The organism is Arthrobacter sp. Soc17.1.1.1 (assembly GCF_036867195.1).
Taxonomy (GTDB): domain Bacteria; phylum Actinomycetota; class Actinomycetes; order Actinomycetales; family Micrococcaceae; genus Arthrobacter_D.
The window spans coordinates 836,286-853,427 of the sequence record NZ_JBAJII010000001.1; the positions used below are offsets into that span (position 1 = coordinate 836,286).

At 70.2% G+C, this 17,142-nt stretch carries 16 protein-coding genes; 5 read left to right on the forward strand and 11 right to left on the reverse strand.

What is annotated here, in order from left to right:
• Positions 1-77: 77 nt before the first annotated feature.
• From V6S67_RS03915 to V6S67_RS03940, 6 genes are all read right to left on the reverse strand, one after another.
• Positions 78-1,247, reverse strand: coding sequence for a ScyD/ScyE family protein (locus V6S67_RS03915; RefSeq protein WP_334209000.1), 1,170 nt, complete (start codon positions 1,245-1,247; stop codon positions 78-80).
• A gap of 194 nt (positions 1,248-1,441) precedes the next feature.
• Entirely contained in the window at positions 1,442-2,668 is a 1,227-nt protein-coding gene (locus V6S67_RS03920) for a helix-turn-helix domain-containing protein (protein WP_334209001.1), read from the reverse strand.
• Positions 2,669-2,776: 108 nt separating this feature from the next.
• A complete protein-coding gene (locus V6S67_RS03925; protein WP_334209002.1) occupies positions 2,777-4,006 on the reverse strand; it encodes an MFS transporter in 1,230 nt (409 codons plus the stop codon).
• The gene (locus V6S67_RS03930; protein ID WP_334209003.1) at positions 4,003-4,575 is read right to left on the reverse strand and encodes a TetR/AcrR family transcriptional regulator; all 573 of its coding nucleotides are present in this window, start codon (positions 4,573-4,575) and stop codon (positions 4,003-4,005) included. The genes V6S67_RS03925 and V6S67_RS03930 overlap by 4 nt, the downstream gene beginning before the upstream one ends.
• A gap of 134 nt (positions 4,576-4,709) precedes the next feature.
• Positions 4,710-5,159 (reverse strand): hypothetical protein, encoded by a 450-nt coding sequence (locus V6S67_RS03935; RefSeq protein ID WP_334209004.1) that lies wholly within the window; start codon positions 5,157-5,159, stop codon positions 4,710-4,712.
• Positions 5,160-5,227: 68 nt separating this feature from the next.
• Entirely contained in the window at positions 5,228-6,073 is an 846-nt protein-coding gene (locus V6S67_RS03940; protein WP_334209005.1) for an NAD(P)-dependent oxidoreductase, read from the reverse strand.
• A 124-nt stretch (positions 6,074-6,197) separates the two neighbouring features.
• Between V6S67_RS03940 and V6S67_RS03945 the strand changes: the two genes are divergently transcribed.
• The gene (locus V6S67_RS03945; protein WP_334209006.1) at positions 6,198-7,358 is read left to right on the forward strand and encodes an NAD(P)/FAD-dependent oxidoreductase; all 1,161 of its coding nucleotides are present in this window, start codon (positions 6,198-6,200) and stop codon (positions 7,356-7,358) included.
• On the opposite strand, the gene V6S67_RS03950 is transcribed toward V6S67_RS03945, so the two are convergent.
• The 3 genes from V6S67_RS03950 to V6S67_RS03960 all read right to left on the reverse strand — a co-directional run bounded on the left by V6S67_RS03950 (position 7,315) and on the right by V6S67_RS03960 (position 10,422).
• A complete protein-coding gene (locus tag V6S67_RS03950) occupies positions 7,315-8,412 on the reverse strand; it encodes a LacI family DNA-binding transcriptional regulator (protein WP_334209007.1) in 1,098 nt (365 codons plus the stop codon). The two genes, V6S67_RS03945 and V6S67_RS03950, sit on opposite strands and share 44 nt — an antisense overlap.
• Positions 8,413-8,415: 3 nt before the next feature.
• On the reverse strand, positions 8,416-9,345 hold the full coding sequence (locus V6S67_RS03955) for a PfkB family carbohydrate kinase (protein WP_334209008.1): 930 nt from the start codon (positions 9,343-9,345) through the stop codon (positions 8,416-8,418).
• Between the two features lie 81 nt (positions 9,346-9,426).
• The gene (locus tag V6S67_RS03960) at positions 9,427-10,422 is read right to left on the reverse strand and encodes an SIS domain-containing protein (RefSeq protein WP_334209009.1); all 996 of its coding nucleotides are present in this window, start codon (positions 10,420-10,422) and stop codon (positions 9,427-9,429) included.
• 268 nt (positions 10,423-10,690) lie between these two features.
• Between V6S67_RS03960 and V6S67_RS03965 the strand changes: the two genes are divergently transcribed.
• From V6S67_RS03965 to V6S67_RS03975, 3 genes are read left to right on the forward strand one after another with little or no spacing between them, the layout of a single operon-like run.
• Positions 10,691-12,007, forward strand: a complete 1,317-nt coding sequence (locus tag V6S67_RS03965) for an ABC transporter substrate-binding protein (protein WP_334209010.1) — start codon at positions 10,691-10,693, stop codon at positions 12,005-12,007.
• Entirely contained in the window at positions 11,976-12,935 is a 960-nt protein-coding gene (locus V6S67_RS03970) for a carbohydrate ABC transporter permease (protein ID WP_334209011.1), read from the forward strand. Before V6S67_RS03965 ends, V6S67_RS03970 begins: the two co-directional genes overlap by 32 nt.
• Positions 12,929-13,765, forward strand: a complete 837-nt coding sequence (locus V6S67_RS03975) for a carbohydrate ABC transporter permease (RefSeq protein WP_334209012.1) — start codon at positions 12,929-12,931, stop codon at positions 13,763-13,765. The genes V6S67_RS03970 and V6S67_RS03975 overlap by 7 nt, the downstream gene beginning before the upstream one ends.
• A gap of 11 nt (positions 13,766-13,776) precedes the next feature.
• On the opposite strand, the gene V6S67_RS03980 is transcribed toward V6S67_RS03975, so the two are convergent.
• Together V6S67_RS03980 and V6S67_RS03985 are read right to left on the reverse strand one after the other, a co-directional pair.
• The gene (locus tag V6S67_RS03980) at positions 13,777-14,442 is read right to left on the reverse strand and encodes an SDR family NAD(P)-dependent oxidoreductase (protein ID WP_334209013.1); all 666 of its coding nucleotides are present in this window, start codon (positions 14,440-14,442) and stop codon (positions 13,777-13,779) included.
• Between the two features lie 57 nt (positions 14,443-14,499).
• Complete coding sequence (locus V6S67_RS03985) at positions 14,500-15,639, reverse strand: ROK family transcriptional regulator (RefSeq protein WP_334209014.1); 1,140 nt, start codon at positions 15,637-15,639, stop codon at positions 14,500-14,502.
• A 215-nt stretch (positions 15,640-15,854) separates the two neighbouring features.
• Between V6S67_RS03985 and V6S67_RS03990 the strand changes: the two genes are divergently transcribed.
• Positions 15,855-17,141 (forward strand): ABC transporter substrate-binding protein, encoded by a 1,287-nt coding sequence (locus V6S67_RS03990; protein ID WP_334209015.1) that lies wholly within the window; start codon positions 15,855-15,857, stop codon positions 17,139-17,141.
• Position 17,142: the final 1 nt, after the last annotated feature.

Sequence of the window (17,142 nt, forward strand, 5' to 3'; positions counted from 1 at the left end):
GCAGCGCCCGGCCGCACGGCGGCGCCGCACCCCGACCGGGATGCGGCGCCGTCGTCGGTACCGCTGATCCTTCCGCGCTAGTCCTTCCCGTAGTCCTCGCCGTAGTCCAGGCGCGTGCGCACCAGCGTGCCGCTCGGTGCGCCCTCGCCCGGCAGGGCGTTCCGGGTGGAGTACAGGTACCCGCCCCTGACCTCGACGTCCGCCGGCTGGGTCGCGTCCGTGAACAGCTCCGCCTCGTCGCTCCCCGCCGGGACGATCGAGATCCGGTTGGCGAACAGCTCGGTGACGAAGAGGTTGCCGTAGCGGTCGAATGCCAGCCCGGTGGGTGACGTCAGGCCGGAGACGACGATCTCGATGTCACCCGAGTCCGGATCGAAGCTCCGCACGGAGCCGAGCGTGGGATCCTCCGGGATTCCCGGCAGCGACGTCAGGTACAGCAGCCCGTCGGGCCCGAGCTCGATGTCCGTGGGGACGGGCTCCGAGTTGAAGGTGTAACCGAGGACGCATTCGGGCAGCGCGATGCCCTGGGCCGCGAGGGAGTCGCGGAGTTCCGCCGTGGCCAGGGTGGGCACGGGGTCCAGGACCGTCGCGTCGACGTCGTCGTCCCAGGTGTCCACCGTCCAGACGGCATTGGCCCCGGCGTCCGCCACGTACACGTACCGTCCCGATTCGGACACCGCCGTGGCGAACGGGTGCGAGTAGACCTCGCCGCCGCGCGGCAGCAGGAACTCGCGGAGGTCCGCGGGCAGCTCGGCCACGCAGTCCTCGGGCAGGTCCTGGAACCCGTACTCGTTGTCGGCGTCGTAGTTGTTCTCCGTCTCGAGTGCTGCGAAGTCGGCGAGCACGCGGGTCTCGCCGTCCTCGAGGACACTGACGTTCGCGACGAACGGATCGGGACTGCCGGGCCCGCCGGCGCTCTCGGTGTAGTAGACGTCGCCGCGCCGGGTGGCCACCCCGCCGATCTCGATGCCGGCGCGCTCCACCAGCGTCGACGTCGCGCCGTCGGCGCCCACGCGGGTCAGCAGGCCGGCGAAGTTCTGGGAGACGTAGGCGGTGTCGTCGCGGCCGACGGCGACGCGGAGCGGTGACAGGAGGCCGGTGGCGAGATCGGTGGAGTCGCCCGCGGTGACCTCCCAGTCATCGTGTCCATCGGTGGACGCGGGTGGCCCTGCGGTCGCCGTGCCGGCGGAGGAGGTGAGGGCGACGGCGAGTGCCGCCGCCGCAATGGACGTGCGTGTACCTTTCATGGTGCCTGTCCTTGGATGCGAGGAGTTGTCGAGACGCTCAGACCGGCCCAGCACCGAGCAGCGGCACCGCCGCTGTCCTGACCGCACGGCCCTCCGATGCCCCCCGGGTCGTCGTGCGGCTTCAAGCGTAGGACTGCCGCCGGAGGGTGTCCATGGTCCCGGCGCGATATCGACGTCATCCGGGACGGAACGGTTCATCCCGTCAGCGCGCCGGCCTGCTCCTGCAGCTCGCGGGCCTTCTCCTCAGCGCCGGCCTCGGAGTGCAGGCGTGCTGCCTCGGCGAGGTGGCGGGCCGCCTGGCGCGGCGCGTTGCTCGCGGCGTGGTACTGGCCGAGGCATTCCTCGAGCTCGGCGACCGATTCGGCATCGAGGACGGCGCGGTGCCCGTCGACGTGGTCCAGCAGTTCCTTCCCCCGGCGCAGGTCCGAGGTGAGAAGGGCGTAGCGGGCCTGGACGAGGCCGAGTTCGAGCCGCTGGAGCTGCGAGCCGACGAGCGCGAAACCGCGTTCGGCGTTGAGGACTGATGCGCGGACGGAGTCGTCCACGATGCCGGCCTGCAGTTTGAAGCGCGCGCTGGCCTTGTGGAACTCGGCCCAGGTCTCGAGGTCGGCCTGCGGCAGCAGCAGCCTGGCCGCCAGGGCGTGCTGCTCCTGGCCTATCTCCACCTCCCCGCGGCGGAAGGCGACGTTGCCGATGGCCCAGGCACCGCGGGCGACCTGGAGGGACGGCACGGAGGGGGCGCCCTCGGTGAGATCGAGGGCCGTCGCCACCTCCCAGGCCTCGTCGAGATCGCCCCTGACCGCCAGCGCGGCGATGAGGACGAAGGCGGCCTGCAGGCGGGCCGGGGCGAGTTCCGGCAGTTCGGCCGCGGACGCGACGGACCGGTGCGCGAGGTCGACGGCTTCGGCCAGGCGCCCCGTGCTGCGCGCGACCATGGACAGCCGGCCCTGCACGATGGAGCGCAGCTCGGCCGAGGCGATCATCAGCGACGACGACTCCATCTGCAGCAGGACGGACTCCGCCTCCTCCATGCGCCGCAGGGCGATCAGTGACTGCGCCTGGAGCATGGACATGTCCCACCAGGCTGGCGCATTGCGCTGCTGGTAGGCGATGTTGGCCGCGTGCTCGGCCTCCGATGCCACCAGGGCGTTGTCGTGCAGGTCGCGGGCATGGTTCGCGGCGAACATCGCGCCGGCCAGGGCCGGGTGATCCTCGAGGTCCGGCGGCTCCACCCACCAGTTCAGCGTCTGCACGTCCATGCCGAGCCGCGAGGCGAAGTGCTGCACCATGTCCCGTGTCGGCTGACGCAGCCCGCGCTCGAGCAGGGAGATGAAGTGGGTGGAGTACACCCCCGCACCCAGCTCGACCTGCGTGAGCCCCTTGGCAGTGCGCGCATGGCGCAGCATCTCCCCGAATCGCATGTGTTTCCGTCCCCCAGATGTGCCGTCACAGCGACCCGCACCGCAGGGTCCGACGAGTGATCCTCCCTGTCTAGCAGATCCTCCGGACATTCGGGAACGGCTGGAGCCTCAGAGGTGCCGGACCGGGACCCGCCTGGGGAGGACGGGGGAGGCCAGCAGCGTCAGGATGCCGGCGAGGGGCACCACGATCAGCCCGACCCGCAGCGAGGAGGCATCGGCGACGGCGCCGACGATCGGCGGCGAGAACAGGAATCCGAGGCGCAGCAGCCAGCTGATCACGGTGAGCCCCGTCCCGGCACGGAGCCCGGGCAGTTCGTCCGCGGAGTGCATGGCGGCGGGTACGAGCGTGGCGACGCCGAGTCCCGCCAGGCCGAAGCCGAGGATGGTCAGCGGGACCGACGGGAACAGCAGGGCCACGCCCATGCCGATGGCCGCCAGCGCGCCGCCCGCCTGTGCCACGGCCCGCTGGCCGAACCGGTCCACGAGGCGGTCCCCGAAGAGGCGGCCCGCGAACTGGAAGGCGACGAGGGCGACGAAGCCGAGACCCGCGATGGTGGGCGTCGCTCCGAGGGAGCCGGACAGGTAGACGGCCGCCCACGTGCTGCCGGCGTCCTCGACGAGGGCCCCGGCGATGCCGATCACCACGAGCGCGGCGAGGATGCCGACCGTGACGAGCACCTTCGGGCCGGCGCTCCTGCTGCCCGCTGCGGTGGACGCGTCGTCGGGCTGCGGCGCGGTCGGCTCGGGACCGGGGAGGAGGAAGCGGTAGCACACGAGGGTGAGCGCGCTGAAGAGGACGAAGGACACCGACAGGTGCAGTCCGCGCGGGATCTCGAGACCTGCCGCCGTCGCGCCCATCAGGCCACCCAGCACGGCGCCGATGCTCCACACCGCGTGGAACGAGTTGAGGATGGAGCGCCGGTAGAGCTTCTGGACCCGCAGCCCGTGCGAGTTCTGCGCCACGTCCGTGATGGCGTCCATGGCACCCGCGAGGAACAGGGTGCCCGTGAGGACGGCCCAGGACGGCGCGATACCGGCCAGGAGGATCGACAGTCCGATGAGCCACGTGCCGACCGTCGCGACCCGCGAGGACCGGAAGCGGCGCACGAGGAAGCCGGAGGCGAGTCCCGCCGTGATCGCCCCGAGCGGGAACGCCGCGACGGAGACGCCGAATGCGGCGTTGCTGAGCTCCAGCCCGTCCTTGATGGCAGGGTAGTGCGGGAGGATGTTCGCGAACATCGCCCCGTTGGTCAGGAACAGCGCACTCACGGCGAAGCGCGCCCTGCCCAGCCGCTGCGCGGTGTACTCCACGGGCTGCGTCGGCGCGGGAAGAGTCATGGTCGGACGATCCTTTCGACGGCCGCTCGGACCGTGCTCACGGGCATGGGGTCGAGCGACAGCGCGCGGTGCAGTGTGGTGCCCTCGATCAGCGCGTCGAGCATGAGAGCGGTCTCCGGGTCGAAATGCCTGTGCAGCGCCTCGCGGCTGCGTGCCATCCATGCGTCGGTGATCGCGCGGAACTCCGGCCGCCGTGCCGCCAGGGCGTAGAGCTCCAGGCTGGCGAGCATGGTCTCCGGGTCGTTGAGCGTCGGCCCGGCGATCAGGCCGACGACGGCGTCGCCCGCCGCCTGGGCGGTCCCGGCCTCCGTCAGGGCCTGGTCGAAGGCGTCCGCCGTGCGCTCGGCCAGCCGCGTGAAGGCGGCGTGCAGGAGGTCGTCCATGCTGCCGAAGTGGTACGTCATGGAGCCGAGGGGCACGTCCGCGGCGGCAGCGACACGGCGATGCGTGGTGCCGGCGACACCGTGCTCCGCGAGGACCCCGAGGGCGACGTCGATCAGCCGGTCGCGCCGGCCGGGATCATGGCGACGAGACCGGGCCTCGGGATCGCGGTTCCCCGCGACGGTCATGATCCGACCCCGCCCTGGAGGTTCTCCCCGTGCATCCACCGCTCCCCGCATCCGCCGTCATCGTCGTGTACAAGTGTACGCATAGTACGTACACCTGTACACAACCGATGATCGCGTGCCGCGGGAGCGGAGGCTCAGGCCTCGGGCGGCAGGGCCTCGTGGTGCTTCCTGCCCTTGGACCGGCGGTCCTCCTTCATCTCCGCCTCGAAGAGATGGCGCTTGCCGTCGACGAGCGCATCGCGGGCCTCCTTCTCGAAGGCCTTGAACTCGGCGTAGTAGTGGTCGTCGTAGTCCTCCACGATCTGGAACGTCCACCGCCCCTCGATCACGTTCCGGCCGATGATCTCCTCAGCCAGCCTGTCGGCGATCCCGGTGTGGCCTGCCTTGCGGAACAGCTCCTCCGCGTCGGAGAGGTTCAGGTCGGCCTTGCCGGTGAGGCGGTGGAAGCCGTAGAGGTAGCCGCGGGCCTGTTCCAGGACCTCGAGGGCCTCGGAGAGTTTGCCGAGGGCTTCGACGGTGATGTCGGAGACCCCGTCGGGGCGCTGGTGGTGTGCATCGGGACCGGGGGTGTCGAGGGTAGCCATACTTCGTACCGTACCCAGACTGCCCGGTGTCCAGACAGCCGCATGCCAGGCCTGACCCAGAAGTCCGCTCAGCCCAGTTCGGGCTTCGCGATCACCGCGATGTCGTCGTCGCCCGAGCCCGCACGCTGCGCGTCGGTGAGGGACTGCAGCACGGCGGTCACGGCGGGCAGCGGATCGGGGGTGGAGCGCAGCATGAGGCGCGCATCCTTGGCGAGGAGGTCCGCCGAGAACTGGGTGTCCCCGAACGTCCCGCCGGTGATGACGGGCCCCTTCATGCCGGCGATGACGCCGAGGCCGGTGCCCTCGAGGAGGTCCAGGGTGCCCGCGGCGTCGAGGCCGTTGGCGCGGCCGAGCCGCAGTGCCTCCACGAGTCCCTGCAGGGTGACGCCGAGCGCGAGGTTGGCGAGCAGCTTGCCGGTCGCCGCGTCCGACGGCGTGGCGACCCGCCGGAGCCGTTCGGCGTCGGCCCACAGCGCGGCCAGCGGCTCGACGACGTCGACGTCCTCCGGCGCACCGCCGAGCAGCACGCCCAGCCGGCCCGCCCGCGCCGGGGCGAGGCTACCGACCATGGGTCCGTGCACGTAGCGGACGCCGGCCGCCGTGGCGTAGTCGGCGAACTCGCGGGCGTCCTCGGGGGAGACCGTGGTGACATCCAGCCACACCGCCTCGGCGGGGATCTCCAGCCCGGAGAGCACCACGGCGCGCACGGTGTCCGGTCCGAAGAGGACGGTCATCACCACGTCGGCGTCGCGGACGGCGTCCTCGGGCGAACCGGCCGGCGTCGCCCCCGCGTCGCGCAGCCGGTCGACGGCGGCCGCCGTCCGGTTCCAGGCGGTCACCTCGTGGCCGGCGGCGAGGAGGTGCACGCCGAGTTCGTATCCCATGCGTCCGACGCCGAGCAGTGCGATCTTCATGAATCCTCCGGTTGCTGGTCGATGTGCCCATTGTCCCGGACGCGGGCCCGGGATAGATTCGTCGAGAGGAGTGAGACCGGTCTCACATCGACCCGGCGAGATCACCGAGAGAAGGAGCCCGACCATGAGTACGGCCCCTGCAGCACGCCGCGTCGCAGTCCTCGGCGGCGGCATCCTCGGAGTCTCGACGGCGGTGCACCTCCTGCGGGAGGGCGCATCCGTCGTCCTGGTCACGGAGGCGGACCTCGCGAGCGGGGCCTCGGGCAGGTCGCTGTCCTGGCTCAACAGTGCCGGCGAGCGGCCCACTCCGTACCACCGGCTGCGCCTCGCGGGGATCGACCGGTACCGGACGCTGTTCGCCGCCGATCCGACCCGCGACTGGCTCCGCTTCGACGGCGGACTGCACTGGGCGGGGACCGGCTCGGACGAGGACACGGTGGCACGCCATGAGTACGAGACGGCGCATGCCTACGACTCGGTCCTCGTGGCGCCCGCCACGGTGGGGGATCACACCCCGGGTATCAGTCCCGAGGCCGTCGGGGCCGTCGCGATCTTCAACCCCGGCGAGGGCTGGGTGAGCCTGCCGCACCTGATCGAGTTCCTGATGGGGGAGTTCACGGCGCGTGGCGGCGAACTCGTGACGAACGCCGGCGCAGCCCGCGTCCTGGTCGAGCACGGGCGCGCCGCCGGTGTCGCCACCGCCGCCGGAGCCGTCGCCGCGGACGCCGTCGTCGTCGCCTGCGGACCGCAGACCCCCGCCGTCGTCGCCGAACTGGGGGTGGAGATCCCCGACGCCTCACCGGTGTCCATGCTCGTGACGACCGCTCCCGTGGAGCACCCCGTCCGCGCGGTCCTCAACACGCCGCGCGCGGCCGTCCGGCCGAACCCGGGCAACACCCTCGCGCTCGACCACGACTGGTACGAGGAGAGCATCACGCAGGACGCGGACGGCACCTACTCGATCCCCGAGGAGGTCGTGGACGAACTGGCCGCCGAAGCGGCCGCACTGCTCGAGGGTCGTCCGCATCTCACGGCGGCGTCATGGAAGATCGGGCGCAAGCCCATCCCCGGTGACGGCGAGCCCGTGCTCGGCGAGCTCGACACCGTTCCCGGCTGCTTCGTGGCCTTCACGCACTCTGGCGCGACGCTCGGGCTGATCGCGGGCGAACTGCTGGCGGGCGAGATCATGACGGGCCGCAGGCACCCGATGCTGGAGACCTTCCGCCCGGGCCGATTCGCGGTCAGGGCTTCCGCGGAGGCGGGCCGATGGACGAGCGGATCCTGAGCTCTGCCGGGAGCATGTGCAGGCGCGGCTCGTACTCGGACGCGCCGATGCGCGACACCACCTGGTCGACCGCGAGCCGTCCCATCTCGTCCACGGGCTGGGCGACCATGGTCAGCGGCGGCTGCATGACCGTCGCCCAGCTGGTGTCGTCGAAGCCCACGAGGGAGACGTCCCCCGGGTAGGACAGGCCCAGGCCCTGGACCGCGTGCAGCGCGCCGATGAGCGCCTCCGCCTCCGACGCGAAGAGGGCGGTGGGAGGGTCTTCCGACTGGAGCATCGCATGGGCGGCCTTCGCCGCGGACTCCTCCGTCTTCGCCCCCGTGGTGACCAGGGCCGGCGCATAGGGGATCCCCGCATCCTGGAGCGCATCCAGGTACCCGCGCAACCGCTCGGCATCGCTCCACAGGCTCCGCGTGTTGACGGTCAGGAGGTCGTCCAGGGTCTCGATGCCGGCGTCGGTGGTGGGACCCCACAGGAACCCGATGCGGCGATGGCCGGCCTCGATGAGCGCGCGGGTCACACGCCGCGCCTCCGCCCGGTTGTCGACGACCACGGCGTCGAGGTGCAGCCCGGGGATCAGCCGGTCGATGAGCACCACCGGCGTGCCGCGCCGGGTCGCCTCGGTGAGGTGCTCCGCCTCGGGTGCGCCGACCGCCGCGGAGGACACCACGATGCCGTCCACCTGCTTGTCGAGCAGGACACCCACGGCGTGCCGCTCGGCCGCCAGGTCCTCGTAGGTGCTGATGACGATCACGTCGAGGTTCCGCGCGCTCGCCGCGTCCGACGCGCCGCGGATCAGGCCGGAGAAGAAGGTGTTGCCGATGTCCGCGACGACGATCCCGAGGGAGTTCGTGACGCCGGTGGTCATGCTCCGCGCCAGGATGTTGGACCGGTACCCGAGGCGCTCGGCCGCGGCGAGCACGCGCTCGCGGGCCACGGCGCTGACCGACCCGTAGCCGCCCAGCGTGCGCGCCGCCGTCGCCCGCCCGACGCCGGCCTCCGCCGCGACGTCGGAGATGGTGGGCGCGCTGCTGGAAGGATGCTCGGACGCCATGGGCTAATGGTAGCGAGGGAGCGGGGCGCCGGAGTCGGCCAGCGCGGCCCGCGCGCCGTCCGGGTCCGCCTCGGAGAACGGCCAGCCGCGCCCGAACGCCCCCTCCACGGTGCACTGCCGCGCGGAGTAGAGCGCCGCCGTCCGCATCGCGGCCGCCACGGCCCCGGCATCCACCCGCCGGTCCCGGGACCACCCGGCCCTCACCAGGTCGAGGAGGAAGGCCGTCAGGTACGCGTCCCCGCAGCCCATCGTGTCGACGATCGACGACGGCGGGACGAACTCCGCGCCGCCCTCGTGGAACACGCCCCCGTCGAGGAAGAGGGCGCCGTCGGTGCCCCGCGTCGCGAGCGCGGCGCCGGCGCCGTGGCGGACCGCCGTCAGGAGGAGCTCGCGCGACTCGCGGTCACTGAGGTCGGCGCAGGAGAACTGGCCCAGATCCACGGAGGGGCACACGGCGGCAAGATAGGCATCCGAGCGCCGGTCGTCGTCGGCGGAGAAGTCGAAACTCACGCGGGGGACGGCAGTCCGGACGGCCGGGAGGTGCTCCTCGATGCCGGAGTAGACGCTCGAGTGCACGACGTCGAACCGGCCGATGTAGTCGAGGTCCTCCGGGGAGGGCCGGAAGGGCTCGCTCAGGGTGATCCCTCCGCCGTTCCAGTCCAGGAACCTCCGTTCGCCCTCCTCGAGCCGGATGTTGGTCCAGCCGCTCGGCCCGTCGCGGGTGACGGCATGCGAGATGTCGACGGACTCGGCCAGCAGGGCCGCCTTCAGGAGGCCACCGAACCGGTCGGCGCCGAACACGCCGACATACGCCGACTCCGCCCCGAGGCGGCGCGCGAAGACGGAGAAGTTGACGCTGTTGCCGCCCGGGTAGGACGTGCGGCGGTCGATGAAGCGGTCGACGATGTTGTCGCCGAGGCCGAGAACGCGCATGGGTACCTTGCTGCTCGAAGGAGGGACCATCGGCCGGGTGCCGTGCACCCGGCCGATGGCGGGATCATGCCGGAGGTCGGCTCAGTACTCCACGACCCGGTAGTACCGGCGCAGGTCGAGCGAGTGGTCGCGCTGCTTCTCGAGGTGCTTGCTGATCCGGCTCGTGATCGTGTCCATGACCAGCGGGCCGAGCAGCCCCCGGAACTCGTCGTCGATGCCTTCCAGCGGGTAGTCCGCCGTATCGAGGACGGTGGTGGCGTTCGAGTACTTCTCGGAGAACGCGACGACGCGCTCCATGAGGGGCCGCGTCTCGTCCTCGCCGACGAAGAGCAGGACGCTGGTGTCCTGCTCGATCAGCTCCAGGGAGCCGTGGAAGAACTCCGCTCCGTGCACCCTCGTGGTGTGCAGCCACTGCATCTCCTCGAGGATGCACATGGAGTACAGGTACGCGTGGCCCCACAGGTTCCCGCTGCCCACCACGAAGTGGAAGTCGGTGTCCCTGTGGCGCTCCGCGAAGGCCTCCGCCATCGGTTCGGCCTGGCGGGCCACGGCGACCAGGGCCTTCGGTACGGCCGGCAGCTGGTCGACCAGCTTGTCGTAGCCGGCGAACTCGCCGCGCTCCGACAGGAAGCGCGTGGTGAACAGCAGCAGGCCGAGATCGAACGGCCAGGCGTCCGGCTCGGTGATGAGCGCGTGATCCACCGCCCGCGCGATAGGGCTGTCCGCGATCCCCGTGAAGCCGACGGTGCGGACACCGCGGTCCCGGCAGTACTCGATGCAGCGGACGACGTCCTCGGTGGTGCCCGACGCCGAGGTGAAGACGGCCACCGCGCGCTCGTTCAGCAGGGCGTCGCCGGAGAGGACCAGTTCCGCGGCGATGGCCGAGCGGACGGGGACGGTGGTGCTGCGGCGCATCAGGTGCTCGTAGGGCCACATGGCGGCGTAGGTTCCTCCCGACCCGACGAGGAAGACCGCCTCGATGCCGGCGAGGCCGCCGACGACGTCCTCGATCTGTGGCTGGAGGGCGAGGAAACTCTGGGCGCGTGCGAGGAACTGGTCCTCATCGAACTTCAGCATGGTGATCCCTTCGAAAGAGGCGAGAGTGACCAGTTGATACCGGTATCACCGGCACATCGTTGCACGGGAAATTCCCGAGCGTCAACCATTCCGGGCAGCATTCGAGCGTCCAAAGGCTGGCGGACAAACTTTGTGCCCACTGCTCTGGTACCGGTATCAAACTTGCGCTACTGTGATCCGCACCACGTGGAAAGGGCGGGCCGATCGGGCAGCCGCCGTCCGCGGGGAAGCTTCCGGGGAGGTCCCGGTCCATGAAGGAGGCTCGGCCATGAACAACGTCCGACTGAGAGTGTGTGCGGTGTCCGCCGCGGTATTGATCGGCCTCACGGCCTGCGGAGGGGGGATCGACGTCGAGGCGGCCGACCTCACGGCCGAGCCCGAGTACGAGGGCACCCTCTCGATCCTCACGAAGTTCGGCGGCGAGCCGCTCTCGCCGTACTTCGAGGACCTGGCCGCCGAGTACACGTCCATGCACCCCGAGGTCGATTTCGAGATCATCCAGGAGACCGACCAGAGCATCAAGGACAAGACGAAGACGCTCGTCGCCTCCTCCGCACTGCCGGACATCTACTTCTCGTGGACCGGCGACTACGCGGACAAGTTCATCGAGGGCGGCCTGGCCACGGACCTCACCTCCGTGCTGGCGCCCGACTCCGAGTGGGGGAGCACCTTCGGGGCCGCGTCACTGGATGCCTTCGCGAAGGACGGGAAGTACTTCGCCGTCCCCCTCTACAACAACGGCAAGTTCATGGGCTACAACAAGGCGGTCTTCGACGCCGCGGGCGTCGCCGTCCCCACGACGTTCGAGGAGCTCATCGCAGCCTGCCCCGCGCTCGAGGCGCAGGGCGTGGAGCCGCTGGCGTTCGGGAACAAGGACGGCTGGCCCGGGCTGCACTTCCTCCAGCAGCTCTTCGCCTACAACGTCCCGCAGGACGTGCTCGAGAAGGACTTCGAGCCGGCCACGGCCGCCTGGGACCACCCGGGATACCTGAAGTCGCTCGAGGAGTTCCAGACGGTGGTGCAGGAGTGCACCGGCACGGGCTCCGACTCCAACGGCGTGCTGTACTCGACGGCGCAGCAGGCGCAGTCGTCCGGCCAGGCCGCCATGTACTTCCAGGAGATCCTCGAGTTCGACTCGGTGGTCACCGAGTCCTCCGCGATCACGGCCGAGGACTTCGGGATCTTCGCGCTGCCGGCCCCCGAGGGAGCCGAGGGTGACCCCGCCGCGCTCGAGGGCTCACCCGAGGGCATGATGGTCAACGCCAGGTCCCCGCGGCAGGCGCTCGCCGTCGACTTCCTCCGGTTCGTCACCAGCAAGGACAACGCCGAGAGGCTCGCCGGTGCTCCCTACAGCCAGCCGAGCACGATCATCGGCGCCGTGTCGGATACGACGGCGAGCCCCGCTGTCGTCGAGGGTGTCACCGAGCTGAACGAGGCCAGCTATATCCTCGGGTGGCTCGACGCCGTCACCGTGCCCGATGTCGCCGACGCATGGCTCGCCGGCGGCGAGGCCCTCGTGTCCGGATCCGAAACCCCCGAAGAGGTCCTGAGCAATGTCCGCGCCGCTTCGGACAGCGCCGAATAGGACGGCCGCCGCACCACTGCCTCTCCACGCCGTGGAGGCAGCGGTGCGGCGCCGCCGCAGGCCCCGCGGCTGGGCATGGGTCGCACCGGCACTCCTGCTGCTGGGCGTGTTCGTGTACCTCCCGCTGCTGCAGAACCTGCAGTACAGCGTCATGAAGTGGGACATCTACGCAGGGGGCTCCACCTTCGTCGGGCTGGCGAACTACGAGAAGCTCGTCGACGACCCGGTGTTCTGGCGCGCACTGTTCAACAACTCGGCCTATGCCGCCGTCTCCCTGGTCTGCCAGGTCTTCGGCGCGCTGCTCCTGGCCGCGCTGGTCGAGGGCCTGCGGTCCGAGCGGTGGCGGCGGGCGCTCCGGGCCATTTACTTCGTCCCGTCCGCGATCTCCCTGACGGTCGCAGGGCTGCTGTTCTACTTCGTCTACGAACCGGAACTGGGGATCCTCAACGCGCTCCTGAGGGGCGTGGGGCTGGACACCCTGACGCAGGCGTGGCTGGGACAGGAGGGCACGGCGATCTGGGCCGTGATCGCGATGAGCCAGTGGCAGGGCTTCGGCTACTCCACGCTGCTGTTCGCGATCGCCATCCAGCGGATCCCGCAGGACCTCTTCGACGCGGCGTCGCTCGACGGCGTCGGCCCGATCCGGCGGTTCTTCCAGGTCACCGTCCCCCTCACCCGCGAGATGACCGGACTGATGATCATCGTCACGCTCTCCGGGGCGTTCCAGGTGTTCAACGAGGTCATGGTCATGACCAGCGGCGGTCCCAACAACTCGAGCCAGGTCCTGGTGACATGGCTCTACCGCATGGGGTTCGGCCGGAACGACTTCGGCTACGCGGCGGCCATCGCCACGGTGATCTTCGTGCTGACGCTCGGCATCGCACTGCTGCAACTGGCCATCACACGCAAGAGGAGAGTCGAATGGTGACCCGAACGGGTGTCCTGGGCGTGATCGTGCGGACCTTCGTCGCGTCCTTCCTGCTCGCCCTGGCCGTCGTCGTGATCTATCCGCTGCTGTGGATGGTCCTCAACGGCTTCAAGACCAACAGCGAGCTCTTCGGGAACCCCTTCGCGCTGCCGCTCCAGGTCACCTGGGAGAACTACGCGAAGGCGTGGAACCGCGGTGTGAGCAGCTACCTGATGACCAGCATCCTCGTGACCGTGACGTCGACGATCGCCACCGTCTTCATCAGCGCCTGGGCCGCGTACGGGCTCACGCGGCTGCAGATCCCCTTCAGCCGGACGGTCCTCGCGCTCATCCTCGGCGGCCTGATGCTCGCCCCGGCCGTCGCACTGATCCCGCTCGTCCGGATGTTCCAGGCGCTCGGGCTCTACAACACGTTCTGGGCGCTCCTGATCCTCTACGTGGCGTTCCGGATCCCGTTCACCACGTTCCTGATCCGCGCCTACATGGTGGACCTTCCGGTCGAGATCGACGAGGCGGCGGCCGTGGACGGGGCCGGCAAGGCCAGGGCCTTCTGGAGCATCGTGCTGCCCATGTGCAGGCCGATCCTCGTCTCCAGCGTGATCCTGAACATCCTCTTCACCTGGAACGAGTACCTGTTCGCCATGGTGTTCACCAGCGGGGGAGACCTGCAGACACTGCCCATCGGGCTGACGAACCTGATGAGCAAGCACGGCACCGAGTACCCGGTGGTCTTCGCCGGCATGACCATCGCCGCCGTCCCGGTGATCCTGCTCTTCTTCCTCACGCAGAAGTACTTCGTCAAGGGGCTCGCCGACGGCGTCGGGAAGTAGCGCGAGGGCTGTCAGTCGGCGCTGACCTGGTGGCGGAAGATGTCCCGCCGGGCGTGCAGGCCCCAGAGGAGGTCGGCGAGGACGTTCGGGTCCTTCTCCGGGTCTCCCTCGATGATCCGGCCGCCGATGATGAGCTGCGACACCTGGATGCCCTCTTCGCCGAGCACCTCGTGGAGGAGCTGGGCGTAGGCGGCCTGGCCGGCGAACGCCACCGACGTCCCCGTGACGGACCGTCCGGGCTTCACGGCGGATCCACCGTTGACGAAGAGGATGGTGCCACGGTTCGCACCGAGGAACCGCATGCCGGGCAGCACCTGGTGGACGGCGGCGACGGGTCCGTAGATGGAGAACTCGATGGGACCGCGAAGATCGGCGGGTGTCGTCTCGAGGACGGGCCGCATGAAGTCCTTCTGGGGGAGGGGGCTGTACTGCAGCACCTCGATGGGGCCGAGGGTCTCGGTGGCCGCCTCGAGGGCGGCCGTGATGGATGCGGGGTCCCGGACGTCCGCCGTGAAGCCGCGGGCGTGGATGCCTTCCCTGCCGAGGTCCTCCGCGAGGGCGTCGAGCTTGCCCTGGTTGCGCGAGATGAGCGCGACGGAAAATCCTTCGGCTCCGAAACGCCGTGCCACTGCGGCTCCGAGGCCGCGTCCTGCTCCGATGATCGCGAGAGTTGTCATATCCGGTTCAAGAGCATCCGGGCCGTCGGCATTCCATGGCCCGGCGAGGGCCCCGTCCTAGTGCAGCGTCCCGAGGATGATGCGCTGGATGACGACGGCCGCGGCACCGCGCGCCCACTGGGCGAAGTCCGAGGGCTGGCGGCTCAGGCGCAGGGGTGCCGCCTCGGGATCGCGGTGGTAGGCGATCGAGTCCCGGAGGGCGGTCTCCGCGACGTCCGCGAGGTCCATGCCCTCACCCGAGAGGACCACGAGGTCCACCATCGTCAGGTTCGCGACCGCCGAGACCAGCAGGCCCAGTGACTGGCCGGCCGCCTCGACGACGGCACCCGCCACGGGATGGCCCGTTGCCGCGAGGTCGAGGATCTCCGCGTAGGGCAGCTGCTCCCCGGTGGTCGCGGCGAACTGGGAGCGGATGGCGGGGATGGTGAGCACCGCCGAGGAGCACCCGCGGTGCCCCTCCATGCAGCGGGGCCCGGACGGGTCGAGGGGATAGTGGCCCACGAGGCCCAGGCCGGCGTCGGGCGGGGCGATGACGGCGTCGTTGATGACGAGGCCGTAGCCCACACCCGCACCCACCGTCAGGACGGCGAAGTTCCTCTCCCCACGCCCGGCGCCGAACCACTGTTCGGCGACCGTGAGGGCCACGACGTCGTTCTCCACGGCGACGGCCAGCCCGGTCCGCTGCTGCAGGAGCTCGGCGAGGGGGACGTCGCGCCACCCGAGGAAGGGGGCCCGCAGCACCATCCCGCCGGGACCCACCTTGCCGCCGATGCTGATGCCGATGCCGCTGAGGCCGTCGAGGGGGCCGAGGTCCGCGACGGCGTCGAGGATGGCCCCGAGGACGTCCTGCACGTCGTGGCCGGGCAGCGCCCGTTCGCTCGCACCGACGACGTCGGACTTCAGGTTGGTGGCGACGGCGGCGGCGGTGTCCCCGGTGAGCTTGACGCCGACGAACCGGTGCGAGTCGGGGCTGATCTCCAGGGGGCGGATGGGCCGCCCGATCGAGGCGACGGCGGCTCCGTCCGCTTCGCGGAGCATGCCGGAGTCGAGCAGGGGCTTGCTGAGGCGCGTGAGGCTCGCGACCGACAGGCCGAGGCGTGCCGCGAGGTCGCCGCGCGAGATGGGGCCGCGGATGAGGACTTCGCGCGCGAGCGCCCGGGCGGGGCTGGAGGGGGCGAGCGAGGTGACCGCGTCCATGGGTTTCCGTTCACACGAGGGGACTTATTTTCAGAATAGCGCTAATCCGTGCTCTTCCGGAGCTTCTGATGCTGCTGCGGCGCTCTCGGCGTGAAATTTCCCTCAAAGATGTGACGGTTGACACCGCTGTTAATTCTGTCGTAAAAATAAACCCTGCCCTCGTCGGAGACCGGCGCCGGCGGCACGCCATCACACTGCACGAAGGAGAGCCTGTTGTGAAGCTTCCCCCCGGACCCGCGAGGCGGGCCCTCCGATGCGTGGCAGGAGGTGCGTCGCTGGCCCTGGTCCTCTCGGGATGCAGTGCCTCCGAGGACGTCGTCACCCTCGATTTCTTCCAGTTCAAGCCCGAGGCCGTGGCGAACTTCAGCGCCATCATCGACGAGTTCGAGGCAGAGAACCCGGGCATCAGGGTGGTGCAGAACCACGTGCCGGACGCCGACACCGCCATCCGCACCCTCCTGGTGAAGGACAAGACGCCCGACGTCCTGACGCTCAACACCAACGGGCGCTACGGCGAGCTCGCCCAGGCCTGCGTCTTCGCGGACCTCTCCGACCTCCCCGTCGTGGAGCAGGTCCGGCCCGCCGTCAGCGGGATCGTCGAGGACCTCGGCTCCTGCGCCGACGGCGAGGTGAACGCCGTCCCGTTCTCGAGCAACGCGAGCGGCATCCTCTACAACAGGGACATCTTCGCGCAGTACGGCGTCGAGGTGCCCACCACGTGGGACGAGCTGATCGCCGCGGCCGAGACCTTCGAGGCAGCCGGCGTGACGCCCTTCTACACCACCATCAAGGACGCCTGGACCATGGGCCCGGCGTTCGTGAACCTCGGGGGAGCGCTGCAGCCCGAGGACTTCTTCGACCGCCTGCGCGCCGAGGGCCCGGACGTCGCCTCGGGCGAGGTGTCCTTCTCGAAGGACTACCCGGAGGCGATGGAGAAGCTCACCACGCTGTACGGATACGGCCAGGACGGCGCCGCGGGCCGTGACTACAACGCGGGCAACGCGGCCTTCGCCTCGGGGGAGTCGGCGATGTACCTGCAGGGCAGCTACGCCATCCCGGCGATCCGCGCCGTGAATCCCGACGTGAACATCGGCTCCTTCCCCTACCCGGCCACCAACTCGCCCGAGAAGACCGTCGTCGTGTCCGGCGTCGACGTCGGAGTTTCGATCGGGCGCGACACCGAGCACCCCGAGGAGGCGAGGAGGTTCGTGGAGTTCCTGATGTCCCCCGACGTCGTGGAGCGCTACGCCCAGGAGCAGAGCGCGTTCTCGCCGCTGGCGACGGGCGCGGACACCACGGACCCGGCCCTCGCCGGCCTCGCGCCGTACTTCGAGGACAACCGGATCATCGGCTTCATCGACCACCAGCTGCCCGCGAGCCTGCCTCTGCCGCAGTACCTGCAGGCCCTGGTACTCGGCGGACGCACCGAGGACTTCCTGGCCACCATGGACCGCGAGTGGAGCAAGATCGCCGCGCGCACCATCCCGAACGAGAAGGACTGAC

Excerpts from the sequence above, each read along its gene's own strand:
- V6S67_RS03955 (WP_334209008.1), bottom strand. The coding sequence starts at position 9,345 with ATGCGCGTTCTCGGCCTCGGCGACAACATCGTCGACCGCTTCATCGAC.
- V6S67_RS03970 (WP_334209011.1), top strand. The coding sequence starts at position 11,976 with ATGTCCGCGCCGCTTCGGACAGCGCCGAATAGGACGGCCGCCGCACCA.
- V6S67_RS03915 (WP_334209000.1), bottom strand. The coding sequence starts at position 1,247 with ATGAAAGGTACACGCACGTCCATTGCGGCGGCGGCACTCGCCGTCGCC.
- V6S67_RS03960 (WP_334209009.1), bottom strand. The coding sequence starts at position 10,422 with ATGCTGAAGTTCGATGAGGACCAGTTCCTCGCACGCGCCCAGAGTTTC.
- V6S67_RS03920 (WP_334209001.1), bottom strand. The coding sequence starts at position 2,668 with ATGCGATTCGGGGAGATGCTGCGCCATGCGCGCACTGCCAAGGGGCTC.
- V6S67_RS03925 (WP_334209002.1), bottom strand. The coding sequence starts at position 4,006 with ATGACTCTTCCCGCGCCGACGCAGCCCGTGGAGTACACCGCGCAGCGG.
- V6S67_RS03965 (WP_334209010.1), top strand. The coding sequence starts at position 10,691 with ATGAACAACGTCCGACTGAGAGTGTGTGCGGTGTCCGCCGCGGTATTG.
- V6S67_RS03980 (WP_334209013.1), bottom strand. The coding sequence starts at position 14,442 with ATGACAACTCTCGCGATCATCGGAGCAGGACGCGGCCTCGGAGCCGCA.
- V6S67_RS03930 (WP_334209003.1), bottom strand. The coding sequence starts at position 4,575 with ATGACCGTCGCGGGGAACCGCGATCCCGAGGCCCGGTCTCGTCGCCAT.
- V6S67_RS03945 (WP_334209006.1), top strand. The coding sequence starts at position 6,198 with ATGAGTACGGCCCCTGCAGCACGCCGCGTCGCAGTCCTCGGCGGCGGC.
- V6S67_RS03935 (WP_334209004.1), bottom strand. The coding sequence starts at position 5,159 with ATGGCTACCCTCGACACCCCCGGTCCCGATGCACACCACCAGCGCCCC.
- V6S67_RS03950 (WP_334209007.1), bottom strand. The coding sequence starts at position 8,412 with ATGGCGTCCGAGCATCCTTCCAGCAGCGCGCCCACCATCTCCGACGTC.
- V6S67_RS03940 (WP_334209005.1), bottom strand. The coding sequence starts at position 6,073 with ATGAAGATCGCACTGCTCGGCGTCGGACGCATGGGATACGAACTCGGC.
- V6S67_RS03985 (WP_334209014.1), bottom strand. The coding sequence starts at position 15,639 with ATGGACGCGGTCACCTCGCTCGCCCCCTCCAGCCCCGCCCGGGCGCTC.
- V6S67_RS03975 (WP_334209012.1), top strand. The coding sequence starts at position 12,929 with ATGGTGACCCGAACGGGTGTCCTGGGCGTGATCGTGCGGACCTTCGTC.